We start from the raw sequence: 16,847 nt of genomic DNA, 5'->3' as shown, positions 1-16,847 counted from the left end.
GATAAAAATGCTTGACCATCCTTTTAAAGAGGCAACTGCCATTATCGAAAATATTGAAAATAACGGACATGAGGCATATTTCGTTGGTGGCTGTGTACGTGACTTTTTACTTGGTAGAGAGATCAGGGATGTGGATATCGCCACCTCTGCAACTCCAACGTTTATACAAAAAATATTCGAAAAGGTCATCCCGGTAGGTATTGAACATGGTACAGTCATCGTTCGACATTTACACACGTCTTATGAGATCACTACTTTCCGTATTGATGGAGCTTATTCAGATCAACGGCATCCTGACCAGGTCTCCTTTATTAATAAAATTGACAAGGACTTAGAAAGACGGGATTTTACCATAAATGCAATGGCAATGGACAAACAAGGTAAAATTATTGATTTATTCGATGGACGGAAAGATATAGCCAATCGGATTATTCGTACTGTCGGAAATGGATACGACCGTTTTAGAGAAGATGCGCTTCGAATGATCCGTGCAGTCCGGTTTGCAAGTCAGCTTGGGTTTTCACTCGATCTAGAGACGAAAGAACAGATTAATACATTGAAACATGAAGTGAATAAACTCGCAGTAGAGCGAATCTCTAACGAAATGGAAAAGTTCTTTGCAGGTACGTATGTCTCTAAAGCATTTGATGAATTAAAAACAACCGAACTTGTTTACCAATTACCTGTATTTAAAGAACATTCAGACCTAATAAAACGATTGCCTAGAGAGCAGTCTCCCTTACATAGTCTTGCAGAAGTGTTTGCTTTTTTCCATTTATTAAAACAGGAAATCACTATACAGTACTGGATTAAAGCATGGAAGGCATCCAATCAAACAAAACAGGAAGCAACACTGCTAATTCGGGCTGTGATTAATTACCGAACGTACGATCTGAATGATTGGACTATTTATCAATTGCCACGTCATTTATATGGAGCTTTTAGACGGCTATTGAAGGCTCTTTTGGAAAAGAGACCATCATATGAAGAAATAGAAAGAATTGCGACAGATCTCCCAATAAAGACGAGAAACCAACTCCAATTAAATGGAAATGATGTTGTGGGACAATTTCCTGGAGTGGATAAAGGCCCTTGGATCCAAAAACGTTTGCATGAATTGGAGTATCTAGTAGTAATGCGGGAATTACCTAATGATAAGGACCGTTTAAAGGAGTGGTTACAATCGAATCCACCAGGAGCAAACTAATTAAACTACTTGCAGATGCAAAAGAATCGTATATATCAGGTCAGCAACTATCAGAGCAATTACATATTTCCAGAACAGCAATTTGGAAACATATGAAGGAGCTTGAGAAAGATGGTTATGTGATTGAAGCAAAACCTAAAACGGGATATCGTATAAAGCATTTCTCAGAGAACGTAAGTGCAAATACGCTCAAATGGGGTCTTAACACTAGCTGGTTGGGTAAAGAGATTATTCATAAGTCAACGGTTTCCTCTACACAGCTTGTTGCACATGAAGCAGCCCGTACTAATGCGGCACATGGCACGGTGATAATAGCAGATGAACAATCTAGTGGCAGGGGGAGAATGGACCGTGTTTGGCATTCTAAAAAAGGAAAAGGTATATGGATGAGTGTTATTTTACGTCCAGAAATCCCGCCATATATGGCACCACAGCTAACGCTTATGACAGCAACAGCGATAGCTGATGTTTTAGACCAATATGATGGAATAAATCCAAAGATTAAATGGCCAAATGATATTTTGATTGAAAATAAAAAGGTAGCAGGAATTCTTACAGAAATGCAAGCTGAACAAGATCGTATTCAGTATGTGGTGATTGGTATGGGATTGAATGTTAATCAAGCTGATAATGAATTACCTGACGCCATTCATTATAGAGCTACTTCATTAAGAAAAGAAACGGCTAATGAATGGCAGATCATAACGCTTGTTCAACAAATATTGCAAGCAATGGAAGCCCAATACGATACTTTTTTAAAGCGTGGTTTTTCCGAAATTAAAACAAAATGGGAAAGCTATGGATTTAGAATTGGTGAAAAGATCTCTTACCATCAAGGTAGAGAGAACAAGCAGGCTATCTTTTCTGGGATTGCAGCGGACGGTGCGTTGCTAGTTGAATTAGCAAATGGTAACAAAGAGAAAATTTATTCAGCTGAAATTGACTGGTTTGTGGAATAATAAACTGAAATACTATAAGCACTTACCACAAGACACACAGTTAGAAGGAAAGTGAGGTGGTAGAGTGGAGCGGTTTGTCGTCATTGACCTAGAAACTACCGGCCATTCAGCAGCAAAACGAGATAAAATCATCGAAGTAGGGATCGTCGTAATTGAGCAGAATGAAATCGTTGATAGTTACGGAACATTTCTAAATCCTGGTAAATCTATACCTGACTTCATATCCAGTTTGACAGGTATTAAAGATAAGGATGTAAAAGATGCACCTACATTCGAAGAAAGAGCAGAAGAAATTCAAGCATTATTTGAGGATAGTTACTTAATTGCGCATAATGTTCCCTTTGATATGGGTTTTATAAATGCAGAATTTGCAGCTGTAGGAATGAAACTGCTTAAAAACCCTGTTTTAGACACGGTGGAAATGGCAAGAATTTTATACCCGAAAGCACCGAGTTATAAATTAGGCCAGTTGGCAGAGCACTTGGGTATACATCATGAAGACCCACATCGTGCTTTGTCTGATGCTTATGTAACAGCAAAGCTATTTTTGAAACTGAGAGATAAATTGAATAACCTCCCCTTTGAAACCATTACACATTTAATGCGTCTTGAAAAAATGTTTAAGTCAGATCTCTATGAGTTATTAGCAACTAGAGAAGAATCGCTTGCTTTTTCTATGGAAGAGGAGCCTGGAATAGAAACCTTCCAAGGGCTTGCTTTCCAAAAGGTGCCCGAAACCAAACTTTCCCCGCCATCTGAATTAGATTCTTTTGGTGAATTTTTAGATGATATTTATGAAGAAGATGGAGCTTTATCAAAGCTAATGGCTCGTTATGAAAAAAGGCACGGGCAACGTGAAATGTCTGAGACCATTTTTGATGCGTTCCAGACAAATAGGCATGCTTTAATTGAAGCGGAAACAGGGACAGGAAAATCACTTGCATACATACTTCCGAGTATATACGAAGCTGTGCGTTTTCAAAAACGGCTTGTGATTAGTACCTTTACTACACAATTACAGACACAGCTATTAGAGGAAGAAATCCCCCTGGTCCGTAATCTTGTTCCTTTTCCGTTCAAAGTGGCCTTGCTTAAAGGAAAAAGCCATTATATTAGTTTAGAAAAGTTCGAAAGGGAAGTAATGTCTACTGAAAATGAGAACTATGATACAGCTTTAACAAAGGCTATGATCTTAGTATGGTTGACGGAAACAATAACAGGAGACATTGACGAGGTTCAATTACCCGCCAGTGGTTATCTGTTTTTCAAACGTGTATCAACAGATTCTGAGGCGCATATTGATCCTCAGTCACCATGGTTTTCAAGGTCATATTATCAAAAAGCAAGAAAGGCAGCACAGCAAGCAGATATTGTCATAACAAATCATGCTTTGCTTGCAACAGACGTTTCTCGAGATTACCAACTGTTGCCTCCTTATGATAAAGCTGTTATCGATGAAGCTCATCACTTCGAGGAAACAGCTTCTAAGCATTACGGGCTAAAGCTTGATTATATGAATATGCAGTATACGTTAAATCAAATCGGAGAGACGAACGATCCAAAATTTGTTGGCCAATTCATTACAAAATACAATGAATTTATCGAGGAATCAATTTTAGATAAATGGGATGACCTCATGATAGATGCTAAATATGAAACGGATGATTTATTTCGAGGGATCTTTCAATATGTTGCTGAGCAGAATAAGCATCAAAAGTCTTTAAGCGATATCGGTAGGACACAATATCGTTTTGAAAAAGAGAAGGAAGATACTGACCGATGGAATACCATCTTAGAAATGGCAAATCGTTTAATGTTTTTCCTTAGAGATTTAATTTATATTTTAGCTAGATTGGATCAGGTTCTTGAAAAGCAGTATGTAGATAAATATGATAAGAATGAAATTGAACAATATATGGATCAATTACAAACATTCATGGATCACTTGGAAGGCTTTTTCTTAGCGGATGATTCAACTACTTATGTGAAATGGGTAGAGATCGAAACATACGGAGCAAAGAACGCAGTGTATCTATACAGTGAGCCAACAGATATATCCGGCTTTTTGTCGACAGACTTTTTTGCAAAAAAAGAGAGTATTGTTCTCACGAGTGCTACATTGACGATGAAAAACTCATTCTCCTTCATTCAACAAAGACTAGGTCTTGACAACAAGGAGATTGAAACGAAAAAGATACCTTCTCCGTTTTCTTATAAAGATCAAGTACAATTAATGGTTCCAACTGATTTTCCGGACATTAAACATGGAAAGATGGACGATTTTATTTATGCCACATGTGAAGCCATTTATTCACTTGCTGAAATAACAAGTGGAAGGATGCTTGTTTTATTTACTTCTTATGATATGCTGAAAAAATCATACTATTTGCTAAAGGAAATTTTGGACACGTCAACATATGCATTAATTGCTCAAGGGATATCCAGTGGAAGCAGGAGTAGACTAAAAAAGAACTTTCAAACATTTGATCAGTCCATCCTCCTTGGAACAAGTTCCTTTTGGGAAGGCGTCGACATACCTGGGGATGATTTATCGAGTCTTGTTATTGTCAGACTGCCGTTTCAACCACCAGATCATCCTATTTATGAAGCTAAATCGGCAATGCTAAAAGATAAAGGCAAAAATGCTTTTATGGAGCTTTCTTTGCCGAATGCCGTTATTCGTTTTAAACAGGGGTTTGGACGACTTATTCGATCTACCAGTGACAGGGGAATCGTTTTTGTGTGCGACTCACGGATTATTCATGCACGCTATGGTAAATATTTTATTGATTCCATTCCTGATATTCCGCTAACAAAAGACACAACACAACGGCTTATGCAAAAAGCAGAGGAATGGTTTTAGGGAGTAAAAAAACTACTGATGCGCTAATTGTGCATCAGTAGGAAAGATGGTATGGTATAGGTTGGAATTAATTTATTGAATGAAATAAAACACAATCTTTGGATTACTTGGTATACTGTAACTGTGCTTCATTACCATCAACATACTTATAGTATAAGCAATGAGTAACCTACTATGTCTAACAAATTTTGATAAAACAAGCAGTTCTTTAACTGGAGGGGAAATGATGGATAATAAAATACAAACCCTGTCAACAGTCAAGCTCCAATATTCCTCAGACCTTTATAAAATCGTCGATTCATTAAATCGTACGCTTAAAGAAAAAGATTTAATGTTTGGTCTAACCTTGGATGAAAACAATGAGAATCAGGCAATCTTCACGATATACAAGACCTAGATGGCTAATATGGAGCTTGTTGCTAGTTGGCATTGTAGTAATTGCTGTTGGCATTTATGCTGCCTTCTTATATCAGGATTTGAATAAGAGCAGAACGGCAGGCTACGATACGACGAAGGAACAGGTTTTGTCTGCTACCTCTGTAACGGAGGTAGAAAAAGTGGTAACCTTTAATGGAGCGGAGAGTTATCATGTTGTTTTCGGCCATACAGAAGAAAATGAGGGAAGGCTTATATTTTATCCGCTTAAGGGCAACGAGAAAACCTTAACAACCATTACTGAACAGGAAATGATCAGCGAGGACCAAATGCTGCAACAATGGAGAAATAGCTGTAATGATTGTGAGCTAATTAAAATTGTTCCTGGAATTATCGAGGAAGAAGTTCTTTGGGAAATTACGTATCGTGATGCAGTAGATCGTTACGTGTTAGACTACTATGCAATTGCAGATGGTAGTCAATATGAACAGTATCGTTTAAACCAAATGTTTAAATAGAAAGGTGAAAAGTGCATGAATTTAGCGAAACGAGTTAAAACATTATCACCATCTTCTACGCTTGCCATTACGGCAAAAGCAAAGGAGTTAAAACAGCAAGGACATGATGTAATTGGTCTGGGAGCTGGAGAGCCAGACTTTAATACACCGCAGTATATACTTGATGCTGCTACCGAGGCAATGAATGAAGGAAAAACGAAATACACTCCTTCAGGTGGCGTTCCGGAATTAAAGAAAGCAATTGCGAAGAAGTTTGCTGAAGATAATCAACTTCATTACACCGCAGACCAAATTGTTGTGACCACAGGGGCAAAACATGCACTCTACACCCTCTTTCAAGTACTGTTAGATGAGGGAGAGGAAGTCATTGTTCCAACACCTTATTGGGTAAGCTATCCTGAACAAGTGAAGTTAGCAGGTGGTGCACCTATATTTGTAACAGCCAGGGAAGAAAATCAATTCAAATTAACACCACAAGAGTTAGAAGCAGCGATTACAAAAAAGACGAAAGCTGTTGTGATTAATTCTCCAAGTAATCCAACCGGTATGATGTACAGTAAGGAAGAATTGCAAGCATTAGGTGAGGTTTGTCTCAAGCATGATGTACTTATTGTGTCTGATGAAATTTATGAGAAGCTTATTTATACAGGTGATGAACATGTCTCCATAGCGCAGTTATCGAATGCGTTATATGAGCAGACTGTTATTATAAATGGTGTCAGTAAATCTCATGCTATGACAGGCTGGAGAATTGGATATGCGGCTGGACCTAAGGAAATCATTAAAGCCATGACAAATCTTGCTTCCCATTCAACATCTAATCCTACATCTGTTGCTCAATATGCAGCCTTGGCAGCATATGAACAGGGTGGAGAGTTGAGTGAAATGAAGAAAGTATTTGCAGAACGATTGGAACTTTTATACGATTTATTACTTGATATACCTGGTGTTACTTGCATAAAACCAAAAGGAGCTTTTTACTTATTCCCTAACGTAAAGGAAGCAGCGACGAAATGTGGCTTTTCCAGCGTAGATGACTTCGTAGCCGCTTTGCTTGAAGAAGAAAAAGTTGCAGTGGTTCCAGGCTCTGGTTTTGGGTCAAATGACAACATAAGGCTATCCTATGCAACATCAACCGAAGCACTTCAGGAAGCAGCCAAACGAATAAAAGATTTTGTTATTAAACATCAAGCATAGATGTAGGAGGTAGAAAGAAACGTGAAAATTACTATTTCTCAAGCACCAAACTATAATGAACAAACTGTCACCATTGGAGCGTGGCTCGCAAATAAACGATCAAGCGGTAAAATTGCGTTCTTACAATTACGCGACGGAACCGGCTTTATACAAGGAGTCGTTGTTAAAAACGATGTAAGCGAGGAAGCTTTCCAGCTTGCTAAAAATATTACACAGGAATCGTCCATGTACATAACAGGGAAAATTGTGGAGGATACGAGATCGCCATTTGGCTACGAAATGCAAGTAAGTGATATAGAACTTATTCATGAAGCTACGGACTATCCCATTACACCGAAAGAGCATGGCACAGAATTCTTAATGGATCATAGGCATTTGTGGTTACGTTCAAAACGTCAGCATGCAGTAATGAAAATACGTAATGAGATCATTCGTTCTACGTACCAATTTTTTAATGAAAATAACTATGTAAAAATAGATCCACCAATTTTGACTGGTTCATCGGCAGAAGGTACAACAGAACTTTTCCATACAAAGTATTTTGACGAAGAAGCGTACCTTTCTCAAAGTGGTCAGCTATATATGGAAGCAGCTGCCATGGCTTTTGGTAAGGTATTCTCCTTTGGTCCAACTTTCCGGGCTGAGAAGTCTAAAACAAGAAGGCATCTTATTGAGTTTTGGATGATTGAGCCGGAAATGGCGTTTGTAGATCATGAGGAGAGCTTAGAAATACAGGAACAATACGTAAGCTTCATTGCCCAAAATGTATTGGAGAACTGTAAACTAGAATTAGATGTCTTGGAAAGAGACACGTCTAAACTTGAAGCAATTAAAGCGCCTTTCCCGAGAGTTACGTATGATGATGCCATTGAACTTTTAAAGGAAAAAGGTTTTACAGACATTGAGTGGGGCGAGGATTTCGGTGCGCCACACGAAACAGCAATCGCAGAAAGTTTTGATAAGCCAGTATTTATTACCAACTATCCAAAAGAGATTAAAGCATTTTATATGAAGCCACACCCTGATCGATCCGATGTTGTATTATGTGCTGATTTAATTGCACCAGAAGGATATGGAGAGATTATTGGTGGTTCACAGCGAATCGACGATTTGGACCTAATGCAAGAGCGATATGAAGAGCATGGCCTTACAGGACAAGCTTATAAATGGTATTTGGAGCTTCGTCAATATGGAAGTGTGCCACATTCAGGATTTGGACTGGGCTTGGAAAGAACGGTTGCTTGGTTATCAGGTGTTGACCATGTAAGAGAAACGATTCCGTTCCCTCGTTTACTAAATCGTTTGTATCCATAAGTAATTGTTTGACTGCTAAGATAAAAGTAATCCCTTGCCTGTTTATAGTGCAAGGGATTTTTGTTCCACTGGACTCTAACAAAAGATACGAAATTATTAATTCGGAAAGACGAAAGAAAAGCCTCATTCATTAATCTGATTGCGAGTTTTTCTTATATTGTCATGCTATACTTATATTTGAGGTGCTTTTATGAAAAGATCATTACAGATTCAGAAGATATTACTGGATCAAGTCCATATACCAGTTAAGCTTTTAACTTCCTTTCAAACCTTGGGGCTTGATGAAAAAGATGTCATGTTACTATTGCAAATCCAGCAATTCCAGCATAAAGGAATTGATTTTCCTACACCTGCTGAGCTTTCAAGCCATCTAACCATTGATGAGGAACAATGCTCCCGTATTTTACGTAAGCTCATTCAAAAAGGATTACTAGAGATCGAGCAAAATACAGAGGAAAATACGGAGAAAATTGGTGAAGTTTATTCACTAAACAAGCTATGGGAAGTTTTATATGGCGAGAAAAAAGAGGAGAAAGTAGAAGAGCAAGCGGATGGTACCATCTTTATTCTTTTTGAACAAGAGTTTGGTAGACCATTATCTCCCTTTGAGATTGAAATGATTAATGGCTGGCTTGATGAGGATAAACAGGCTGCATCACTAATCAAAGCAGCACTAAGGGAATCAGTCCTTATGGGCAAACTAAATTTTAAATATATCGACCGTATCCTGAGGGAGTGGCAAAAGAAAGGTATTCATAGTGTAGAACAAGCGAGAGATGCTAGCAAAAAATTTCACGGAAACCAGACTACTAAACAGGAAAGTCCGCGTCCAAAACGCGATACATCCTTTTATTATAACTGGCTAGAAGGGGAGGATTAGCCAATGTTGAACAAAAAGCAAGTACGTTTTTGCCTTGATGAAATCGCCAAAATGTTTCCTGATGCTGCTTGTGAATTAACGCATAAGAACCCATTTGAACTTGTTATTGCTGTCTTATTATCTGCACAGTGTACGGACGTTTTAGTCAACAAGGTGACAGTTGATTTGTTTAAAAAATATAAGACACCGGAAGATTATCTTGCTGTATCGTTGGAGGAGCTTCAACAAGATATTCGTTCTATTGGGTTGTATCGTAACAAAGCAAAGAACATTCGCAAACTCTGTCAAATGTTAATTGAAGATTACGGTGGAGAAGTTCCAAAAACAAAAGTTGAGTTGGAGAAATTAGCAGGTGTTGGCCGTAAAACCGCAAATGTGGTAGCATCTGTGGCATTTAATGAGCCGGCCATTGCAGTGGATACACACGTAGAACGGGTTTCCAAGCGCCTAGGAATTTGCAGATGGAAGGATTCCGTTATACAGGTGGAAGAAACATTAATGCGAAAAGTTCCAAAAGAGGAATGGACTGATACACACCACCGACTAATTTTCTTTGGCAGGTATCATTGTAAAGCGAGAAATCCAGAATGCCCCACATGCCCCTTATTAGACATTTGTAGAGAAGGACAGAAGCGAATGAAAAAAGAACTATCAGGTAATTGACGATAAAATTAATATACAAATAAAGAAAAACCGGACGGTCATCCGAACTATGGAAGAAATAGTTTGGAAACGTCCGGTTATCTTTGTTATTAGGATTTCATTCTAGCGAAGGAAAATGCGAAGACTCCAGTGGGAACAGCACGAGTCTGAAGACCCCGGAAGAAGCGTTCTTTGCTTCTGAGGAGGCTGAGGCCGTGCCCACGGAAAGCGTAGTATTTTCCGTAGCGGTGATTCAGTAGAGTCTTTTGTATTTTTATTGTTCACATCTTAAAGAAGGGCTAGAAAGTTATGTTCCAGCCCTTCTTTTATAATCTTATTTACTTTCTTGTAGAGAGGAAACTAATTAATTTCCATCTCCACCACCTTGATCCTCTTCACTTTCGGCGTCTTGCTCACTACTGTCGCTTTCATTCTGGCTATCTTCTTCATCTTCCCCATCGGGGTTGTCTTCCTCACCTTCTTGTTGTGCGTCACCCTGGCCTTCGGAAGATCCTTCTCCAGATCCTTCTCCTGTGTCACCACCATCTTCTGCAGGAACAGTAATACTAGTGGATTGTGATTGACCTTCAGCACCTTCATTCGCACCATTTTGACCAATTGGAGTTACAACAATTTCATATGTTTCTCCAGGTGTTGCACCACTAATTTCGATGCCGTTAGACTCAACTGTTTGAGTCTGGCCATTTACCGAGACCTCAAAGGCGGCAGGGGGACCATTGTAGCTCCAGGATACATCAATTAACGAGTTTTCTTGATTATATTGAGCTGATAGTCCACTTACAGCCGGTATATTTTCTGCTTCTTCCTCTTCGTCGCCGCCAGGGACGGTGACGGAAGTAGTAGCAGCTTCACTTTGCATATCCCCGTCATTGCTTACTGCAACTACCTGTATCGTATAGTCAGCACCTGGTTCTACTTCTGTAATTTCCATGGAAGTTTCTTCTGTATTTGAAAGACCTTGCATTTGTCCATCATCTATTTGGGCGCTCACCTCAAAGGAGACATCTGCATCTTCTTCGTAATCCCATGCAACCTCAATTGAATTATTATCTTCATTGTAACTAGCTGATAAGCCACTTACAGGGTCGAGCTCATCAAACTTCTCAGAAGTCTCCGTTGGTTCTGTTCCTTTAACAAAGAGCTCTGTGACAATTTGAGAAGATGGAGTGTATTCACTCGGCCTAGCTGCAGGACGAGAGCCTTCTTCCACTTCCACTTCTACAACTGAATTTGGCTTTTCAAAGTCTGGGTTATCTATTCCTTGAGATATTTCAGCCATCGTATTACTAAATAGGGCGTGCGGAATTTTCGTTTGCCCATTAGGAATGGCCATTCTCTGTCCTTCATCGTTGGTATAACCACCAGTCCAAACCGAAATCGTATAATTTGTGGAATAGCCAGTAAACCATGAATCAGGACTACCTGATTCATCAGGTAAACTTGTTGTTCCAGTTTTTCCTGCTACTGGAACTCCCGGAACATTTGCAGCAGTACCAGTTCCATCTGTAATGACCGATTTTAGCATGTCAGTAATCATATAAGCTGTATAATCAGACATTACTGCTTCAGCCTTAGGTTTTAATTCCACTGTTCTACCATCAGGGAACTCTACGCTTGTGACTGCGTACGGTTCGTTATATAGTCCTTCATTACCAAATGCGCGGTATGCACCAGCCATTTGTAGTGGGTTAACATTTGTCCCAGTTCCGCCAATTGCGTCACCTATCCTAACAGTATCATCTGCAAAGTTTATACCTAAACTTTCTGCAAAACCTTGTGCTTGATCATAACCCACTTCTTCTAACGTTTTAACTGCAGGAACGTTGAGAGATTGATTTAGTGCATGTCGGGCGGTCATCCAACCTGCATAACTCCGGTTCCAGTTTCTAATCGGGCTACTTCCACCATAATCAAATGGCTTATCATCATTAATCTGATGGTAAGTGGACATTTTATTATATTCGATCGCTGGGCCATAAGCCACAATTGGTTTCATTGTAGAACCTGGCTGTTGTCCACCTTGAATAGCATAATTGTAACCTGTGCCGTTTCCATTTCTACTTCCACCAATTGCTCGGATAGCACCATTTTTTGTATCTAGAACTGTCATACCTGCTTGCATTTCATCATCAGGGTACGGAATAGGATTTTCTTCACTATCTGTTAGTAAAAACTCCACATGATCCTGAATACTAGTATCAATGGTTGTATGGATTTTAAGACCGTCTGTATAAATATCTGCACCATCTACTTTTTCATTCACTTCACGCTGTACTTGCTTCAAGAACGCTCTGTATGGAACAGAACTGTCGCTCTCTCCTGTTAGTAGGGAAGGGATGTCTACTGCTCTTGCTTCATCAGCTTCCTCTTGCGAAATCTTGCCATGACGTACCATTAACGTAAGCACTGTATCCATACGTTCCTTTGTTAAATCAGGATTCTCATATGGATTATAAGCAGTCGGCCTCTGTGGTAGACCTGCTAAAATAGCAGCCTCTGGCAAGGTAAGTTCACTCAGATCCTCTTTGCCAAAATAGATCTCTGCAGCTTTTGCGACACCATACGCACCGTTACCATAGAATATTTTATTTAAGTACATCTCCAATATCTCTTCTTTGGAGTACTCACGCTCTAATTTTAGTGCTAGCCATTGCTCTTGAACCTTTAAACTGATCTTTTTCTCTGCAGATAAGAATGATTTTTCCACAACCTGCTGGGTAATCGTACTTGCACCTTCTGATCCAAAGCCATTTTTAAAGTTAGCAAGAATTGCTCCACCAATACGGCGAAGATCAATCCCTGAATGCTCAAAAAACCTTGCATCCTCTGTAGCTGTTACAGCATCAATTAAAACCTGTGGTAAATCTTCGTAGCTGATTTTCGTTCTCTTTTCTTCACCTAAAGTCCCAAATACTTCTCCATTCATATCTAAAACTTGGGAAGCAAGTGGGTCAGATAATTTAGATTCGTCTATCTCCGGCGCAGTTGCAATCCAATACGCAGCAGTTGCGCCAGCTCCAATTCCCATGATTATAAAAATAAGAAGCATAATTAATAATATTTTTTTCCAAAGTGGCTTTTTCTTTGCTTTTTTCTGTTTTCGTCTTGCTGTACGAGATTGGCTATTATTGGCCATAACTCATTCCTCCATCTCTAAAAATAAAGCTTATCTATGATAGCTAAATAATCTATTCTTGCTTGGTATTGAAAAGGTATTTTGTACCCTTCCAGGCATATCTGTTCATAAGGTATTGATTTTCTACCACCTTTTAATTTGTCGTCCCAGTGCTTAAAAAGTTTCTCTGCAGGCAATAAGTATGTTTCTTGATAAAAGGTAAACCTTATTAGTAAAAAACAAATTCCTCCATGATCTATGATAGAGTGCATATGCGTAAGCTGATGTTCATGTATATTTGCTAATGGGAATAACGTTTTATTCTTGGTTTCCTTTGCCTCAAAGTCTATATACTTATTTCGATAAAGACCATTATAGTCAGTAGTGGATGCCTGTTTGAAATATGCTTCTGTGATGACCGCAGCACTCCTTTTTGGATAATTCACTTTAACTATCTGTACTGGTGTCGGTTTTTTATGAATGATCGCTTTGTTCGTTTCCAGATAATAACGATTTGTTTCATTAATATCTTCTTCAAGCGTCATGCCTCTATTGCTGAAAGCTTGATTCGGTGTAGCGGATTGTTTATTTCTTGCGTATTTTGCAATTGTTCCTTTTTTTCCATTTGGATAGTTCATGGTAAATCCTCCTTGCATATTACAGTATCATATCAGATCTAGTGGTAAATGATAACTGTAAAGAGCATACTGTGGATAAAAATGAAACAAAATAGAGAAAACGAAAGCAGGGTTCATTCATGTATGGAGATGAATCTGTCCACTCCTATATCCATTATATAATAAACACCACTAGGAAGCATAATAAAGACAATATTTCTCGGACTAAGGCTTACCTTAGTTTTTATTTAGAGAACCCTGAAATTAAGTGGGCCTTTCTTGCAAGTATGGTCTCCAGAAATGCAGGTTGGAATATGACAGATCTCCACTTACAGCCTTTTAAAAAGATGCTAGGAGAAGAGGAAAGAAATCAACTGTTTATGACCTATGAACGTGCAAACTGGCTAATCTTTTCTGATGCTTTCCCACAGTTATTAGTATATAAGCTTTCCAAAGAACTAAAAACACCATTATTCCATTTGTTAAAAAAGTTTCACGTATCGGTATTTATGGAAAACGAATGGAAACTATTTTGGAAAAAACGAGAACAAGATAAGCTAATGACCGCCTTAATTATTAATGAACAAAATGTTATCCAAGGTCCTGTCGTCAAACAGGCTTACTTCCAGTATCATGTTTTTAACAGGCTTCCATACATGATGCAAAACTTTTTACGTATGAACGCGGTTCTTTTTCCAACTAAGTCGAACCATCTATATGGGGCATACGTTCAAGGGTTTACAAATGTTTCAAAAAGGATAGCGTTAGGAGTACGACTTGCTAATATACTTTATTCCCCTAATGTTTATGACAAATCATTAAATTTTGCTATTACACAGGAACATACTGGATCGCGCAAAGATTTCGAACCATTTCTTTCACTTCATTACCCATATTCTCCGATGTTAAGGGGACTGTACCCGGTTATAAAACATCAGGATAATATTCGAAAAGATTGGTGGAAGACAGGGGGTTTTCGGAATAGATGGTGGGGGCAGCCTAAGCAAATCTCTCTAGAAGATATGAAGACGGCTTATTATCGAAAACGTGATATGTTATTTGCTTATTATTATATAAAGAATGCAATTAGCCCCGCTGGTGATTAACACCAGCCGGGGCTAATTTGTTTTTTATAAGATTTAATTTCATGCTTTTTAATCCTTAAGTGGAAGGGCGGTTAGGGCCTTGAAGTTTTTTATCTCCGACTTTCAAGGAACGAGACTTTTCACTTTCAGCTTTTTGTTTCTGTTTTTTCTTATTCATTCCTATCCCTCCTTTACACTATTAGTTTGTCTCATTTTTGCTAAAAAATAAGTAAATCCACTTGTTTTGTTAGCTTCTCTGTTGTTTTGTCGAACGGGCAGGAGATAGAAGGAAGAGATCGAATACAGGTAATATTAAAATGAAGGAGTGGGTGAATATGGGTCTGGCGATGAAATATGCTGAAAGTGATGTGAATGGTGTAGAAAAGCAAATTGTGGAACAGCAGTTACAGTTATTGGCTGACCAAGTTAGAAGGATGAATCAGCGACTAACAACTCTGATGGATCGCACTATTTCGGAAGACTTTGAAACCCAGCAATTAGCCATTGGGCATACGCGGTCTACGATAAGGAGGGGCTTTTCCATCAAGTAGATGATGCATTTTTCCGAAAGAGATGGTACAGTATTGTTGTAGAGTATGAAGGAAAAAGGCGGTTATTACGATATGGAACTACTTCAACAGACAGAAAAGCTCCAGCAGCACATAAAACGACTAAAAGATAAATACGAAAACAGTGAGCCACCTGAAAACAAAAAGGATAGAGAATTCTTTTTACAGGTTAAACAGGAAACAGCACCTGTTTATGAGCTCCTTGCTGAATGGGAAAAAGCTGCACTAGAAGCAGTGAAAAATAGAGAAGTTCAGGTCCATCCACATCAAGTAACGTCAACAAAAGAAAATATGGAGTTATTGCTGATGCACAGCTATTATATTGACGCAAGAAGAAAGCGATATATGGAACTGAATCGATCTATTCTTTACATACTCGATCAATTACAGAGAGAATTGAGCGAGAACTAAGTGCTCTCTCTAACTCTGTTCTTACCACTTAGAATTCATTACTGGGGGTTACATAATGACAAAAGAGCAATTAATCGAAGAAGCACTAAAAATGAGAGAGAAAGCATATATCCCGTATTCCTCTTTCCCTGTTGGAGCAGCATTATTAACGAAATCTGGTAAATTATATACAGGCTGTAATATTGAAAACGCAGCATATCCGGTTACCTGTTGTGCGGAAAGGGTTGCGATTTTTAAAGCGATATCGGATGGAGAACGAGAATTTGCAGAGATGGCTGTCGCAGCTGACATGAAACGTCCTGTACCACCATGTGGTTCTTGTAGACAGGTAATGAGTGAGTTTTTTGATAGTGAAACGGTTATCCACTTAGCAAATAATGAAAAAATGGTAAAGACCGTATCTATGGAAGAGTTGCTGCCATTTTCCTTTCAACAGACAGACATGGAAAACGAATAAACTATAATGAAGACATTTTTACAAGCTAGCAATTAAATTTTATAGACAATAAGGAAGGGAGCTGATTTTTCAGGTTCCTTTTTTAGTGGTAAACTGGTACTATGGTGTTATTCGAAACCAACAATTTGGGTCAAGATGTATAAATTAAGTTTCGGATAAATAGACTTTACATTGACAATAAGTTTGTATTTTGAAAAAATAAGCATGTAAATAGGATGAGGTGATGAGATTGAGTTTAAATCAGGTGCAATTTAGTGGGAAGGATATACTTGAAAAAGAATTCAAAACAGGTATGCGTGGATACAATCAGGAAGAAGTGGACGAGTTTCTGGACAAAATTATCCAGGATTACGATTTATTTAAACAAGAGATTGAACGCTTGCAGCAGGAAAATGAACGATTAAGGAAAACATCCTCGGAGCAGACTAGTAGAACAAGATCTACTCAGCCAGCTCCTCAAATGAATTATGATGTCTTAAAAAGATTATCAAATTTGGAAAAGGCAGTATTTGGCAAAAAGTTTGCTGACACAGAAGGATAAGTGGTTACTGATAGGAAACATACCATTTAAGGTATAGACAAAGGTAACGTGTAAGTGGGGGATGTGACACCTCCAC

The 16,847-nt window shown here is 38.6% G+C and carries 16 protein-coding genes; 14 read left to right on the top strand and 2 right to left on the bottom strand.

The features are described 5' to 3' along the window. Nucleotides 1–7 precede the first annotated feature (7 nt). The 9 genes from LG273_RS09845 (at nucleotide 8) to nth (ending at nucleotide 9,976) form a co-directional block, all read left to right on the top strand. Nucleotides 8–1,207, top strand: a complete 1,200-nt coding sequence (locus LG273_RS09845) for a CCA tRNA nucleotidyltransferase (protein ID WP_404453138.1) — start codon at nucleotides 8–10, stop codon at nucleotides 1,205–1,207. Continuing rightward, nucleotides 1,174–2,166 carry a biotin--[acetyl-CoA-carboxylase] ligase gene (locus LG273_RS09840; RefSeq protein ID WP_379564134.1) on the top strand — a complete coding sequence of 331 codons (993 nt, stop codon included), beginning with the start codon at nucleotides 1,174–1,176 and terminating at the stop codon, nucleotides 2,164–2,166. Before LG273_RS09845 ends, LG273_RS09840 begins: the two co-directional genes overlap by 34 nt. Before the next feature lie 64 nt (nucleotides 2,167–2,230). Continuing rightward, nucleotides 2,231–5,029: an ATP-dependent DNA helicase DinG gene (gene dinG / locus LG273_RS09835; protein WP_404453135.1), complete on the top strand. Its 2,799-nt coding sequence runs from the start codon at nucleotides 2,231–2,233 to the stop codon at nucleotides 5,027–5,029. A 226-nt stretch (nucleotides 5,030–5,255) separates the two neighbouring features. Then, nucleotides 5,256–5,426, top strand: a complete 171-nt coding sequence (locus LG273_RS09830) for a YpmA family protein (protein WP_379564130.1) — start codon at nucleotides 5,256–5,258, stop codon at nucleotides 5,424–5,426. Nucleotides 5,427–5,445: 19 nt separating this feature from the next. Next, a complete protein-coding gene (locus LG273_RS09825; RefSeq protein WP_404453132.1) occupies nucleotides 5,446–5,922 on the top strand; it encodes a DUF5590 domain-containing protein in 477 nt (158 codons plus the stop codon). Nucleotides 5,923–5,937: 15 nt separating this feature from the next. Continuing rightward, entirely contained in the window at nucleotides 5,938–7,119 is a 1,182-nt protein-coding gene (locus LG273_RS09820; protein ID WP_404453129.1) for a pyridoxal phosphate-dependent aminotransferase, read from the top strand. Nucleotides 7,120–7,140: 21 nt separating this feature from the next. Continuing rightward, nucleotides 7,141–8,433 (top strand): asparagine--tRNA ligase, encoded by a 1,293-nt coding sequence (asnS, locus tag LG273_RS09815; protein ID WP_379564124.1) that lies wholly within the window; start codon nucleotides 7,141–7,143, stop codon nucleotides 8,431–8,433. Nucleotides 8,434–8,623: 190 nt separating this feature from the next. After that, on the top strand, nucleotides 8,624–9,313 hold the full coding sequence (locus LG273_RS09810; RefSeq protein ID WP_404453126.1) for a DnaD domain protein: 690 nt from the start codon (nucleotides 8,624–8,626) through the stop codon (nucleotides 9,311–9,313). Between the two features lie 3 nt (nucleotides 9,314–9,316). After that, nucleotides 9,317–9,976 carry an endonuclease III gene (nth, locus tag LG273_RS09805; RefSeq protein ID WP_404453123.1) on the top strand — a complete coding sequence of 220 codons (660 nt, stop codon included), beginning with the start codon at nucleotides 9,317–9,319 and terminating at the stop codon, nucleotides 9,974–9,976. Nucleotides 9,977–10,319: 343 nt separating this feature from the next. Here the strand turns inward: nth and LG273_RS09800 are convergent, their stop codons facing one another. Together LG273_RS09800 and recU are read right to left on the bottom strand one after the other, a co-directional pair. Beyond that, nucleotides 10,320–13,112: a PBP1A family penicillin-binding protein gene (locus tag LG273_RS09800; RefSeq protein WP_404459442.1), complete on the bottom strand. Its 2,793-nt coding sequence runs from the start codon at nucleotides 13,110–13,112 to the stop codon at nucleotides 10,320–10,322. 17 nt (nucleotides 13,113–13,129) lie between these two features. Further along, the gene (recU, locus tag LG273_RS09795; RefSeq protein ID WP_379564117.1) at nucleotides 13,130–13,729 is read right to left on the bottom strand and encodes a Holliday junction resolvase RecU; all 600 of its coding nucleotides are present in this window, start codon (nucleotides 13,727–13,729) and stop codon (nucleotides 13,130–13,132) included. 119 nt (nucleotides 13,730–13,848) lie between these two features. Between recU and LG273_RS09790 the strand changes: the two genes are divergently transcribed. The 5 genes from LG273_RS09790 to gpsB all read left to right on the top strand — a co-directional run bounded on the left by LG273_RS09790 (nucleotide 13,849) and on the right by gpsB (nucleotide 16,771). Beyond that, nucleotides 13,849–14,814 carry a DUF2515 family protein gene (locus LG273_RS09790; RefSeq protein WP_404459440.1) on the top strand — a complete coding sequence of 322 codons (966 nt, stop codon included), beginning with the start codon at nucleotides 13,849–13,851 and terminating at the stop codon, nucleotides 14,812–14,814. 314 nt (nucleotides 14,815–15,128) lie between these two features. After that, nucleotides 15,129–15,344 (top strand): hypothetical protein, encoded by a 216-nt coding sequence (locus LG273_RS09785; protein ID WP_379564113.1) that lies wholly within the window; start codon nucleotides 15,129–15,131, stop codon nucleotides 15,342–15,344. 45 nt (nucleotides 15,345–15,389) lie between these two features. Next, nucleotides 15,390–15,773, top strand: coding sequence for a DUF1798 family protein (locus LG273_RS09780; protein ID WP_404459438.1), 384 nt, complete (start codon nucleotides 15,390–15,392; stop codon nucleotides 15,771–15,773). Between the two features lie 55 nt (nucleotides 15,774–15,828). Continuing rightward, a complete protein-coding gene (locus LG273_RS09775) occupies nucleotides 15,829–16,230 on the top strand; it encodes a cytidine deaminase (protein WP_379564109.1) in 402 nt (133 codons plus the stop codon). A 229-nt stretch (nucleotides 16,231–16,459) separates the two neighbouring features. Beyond that, a complete protein-coding gene (gene gpsB, locus LG273_RS09770) occupies nucleotides 16,460–16,771 on the top strand; it encodes a cell division regulator GpsB (protein WP_379564107.1) in 312 nt (103 codons plus the stop codon). Nucleotides 16,772–16,847 lie beyond the last annotated feature (76 nt).

The organism is Oceanobacillus kapialis (genome assembly GCF_044790185.1).
In the GTDB taxonomy this organism is placed as follows: Bacteria; Bacillota; Bacilli; order Bacillales; family Amphibacillaceae; genus Oceanobacillus_B; species Oceanobacillus_B kapialis.
Note: the sequence above shows the minus strand (reverse complement) of the source record. Positions and strands in the feature narration are given on the sequence as shown.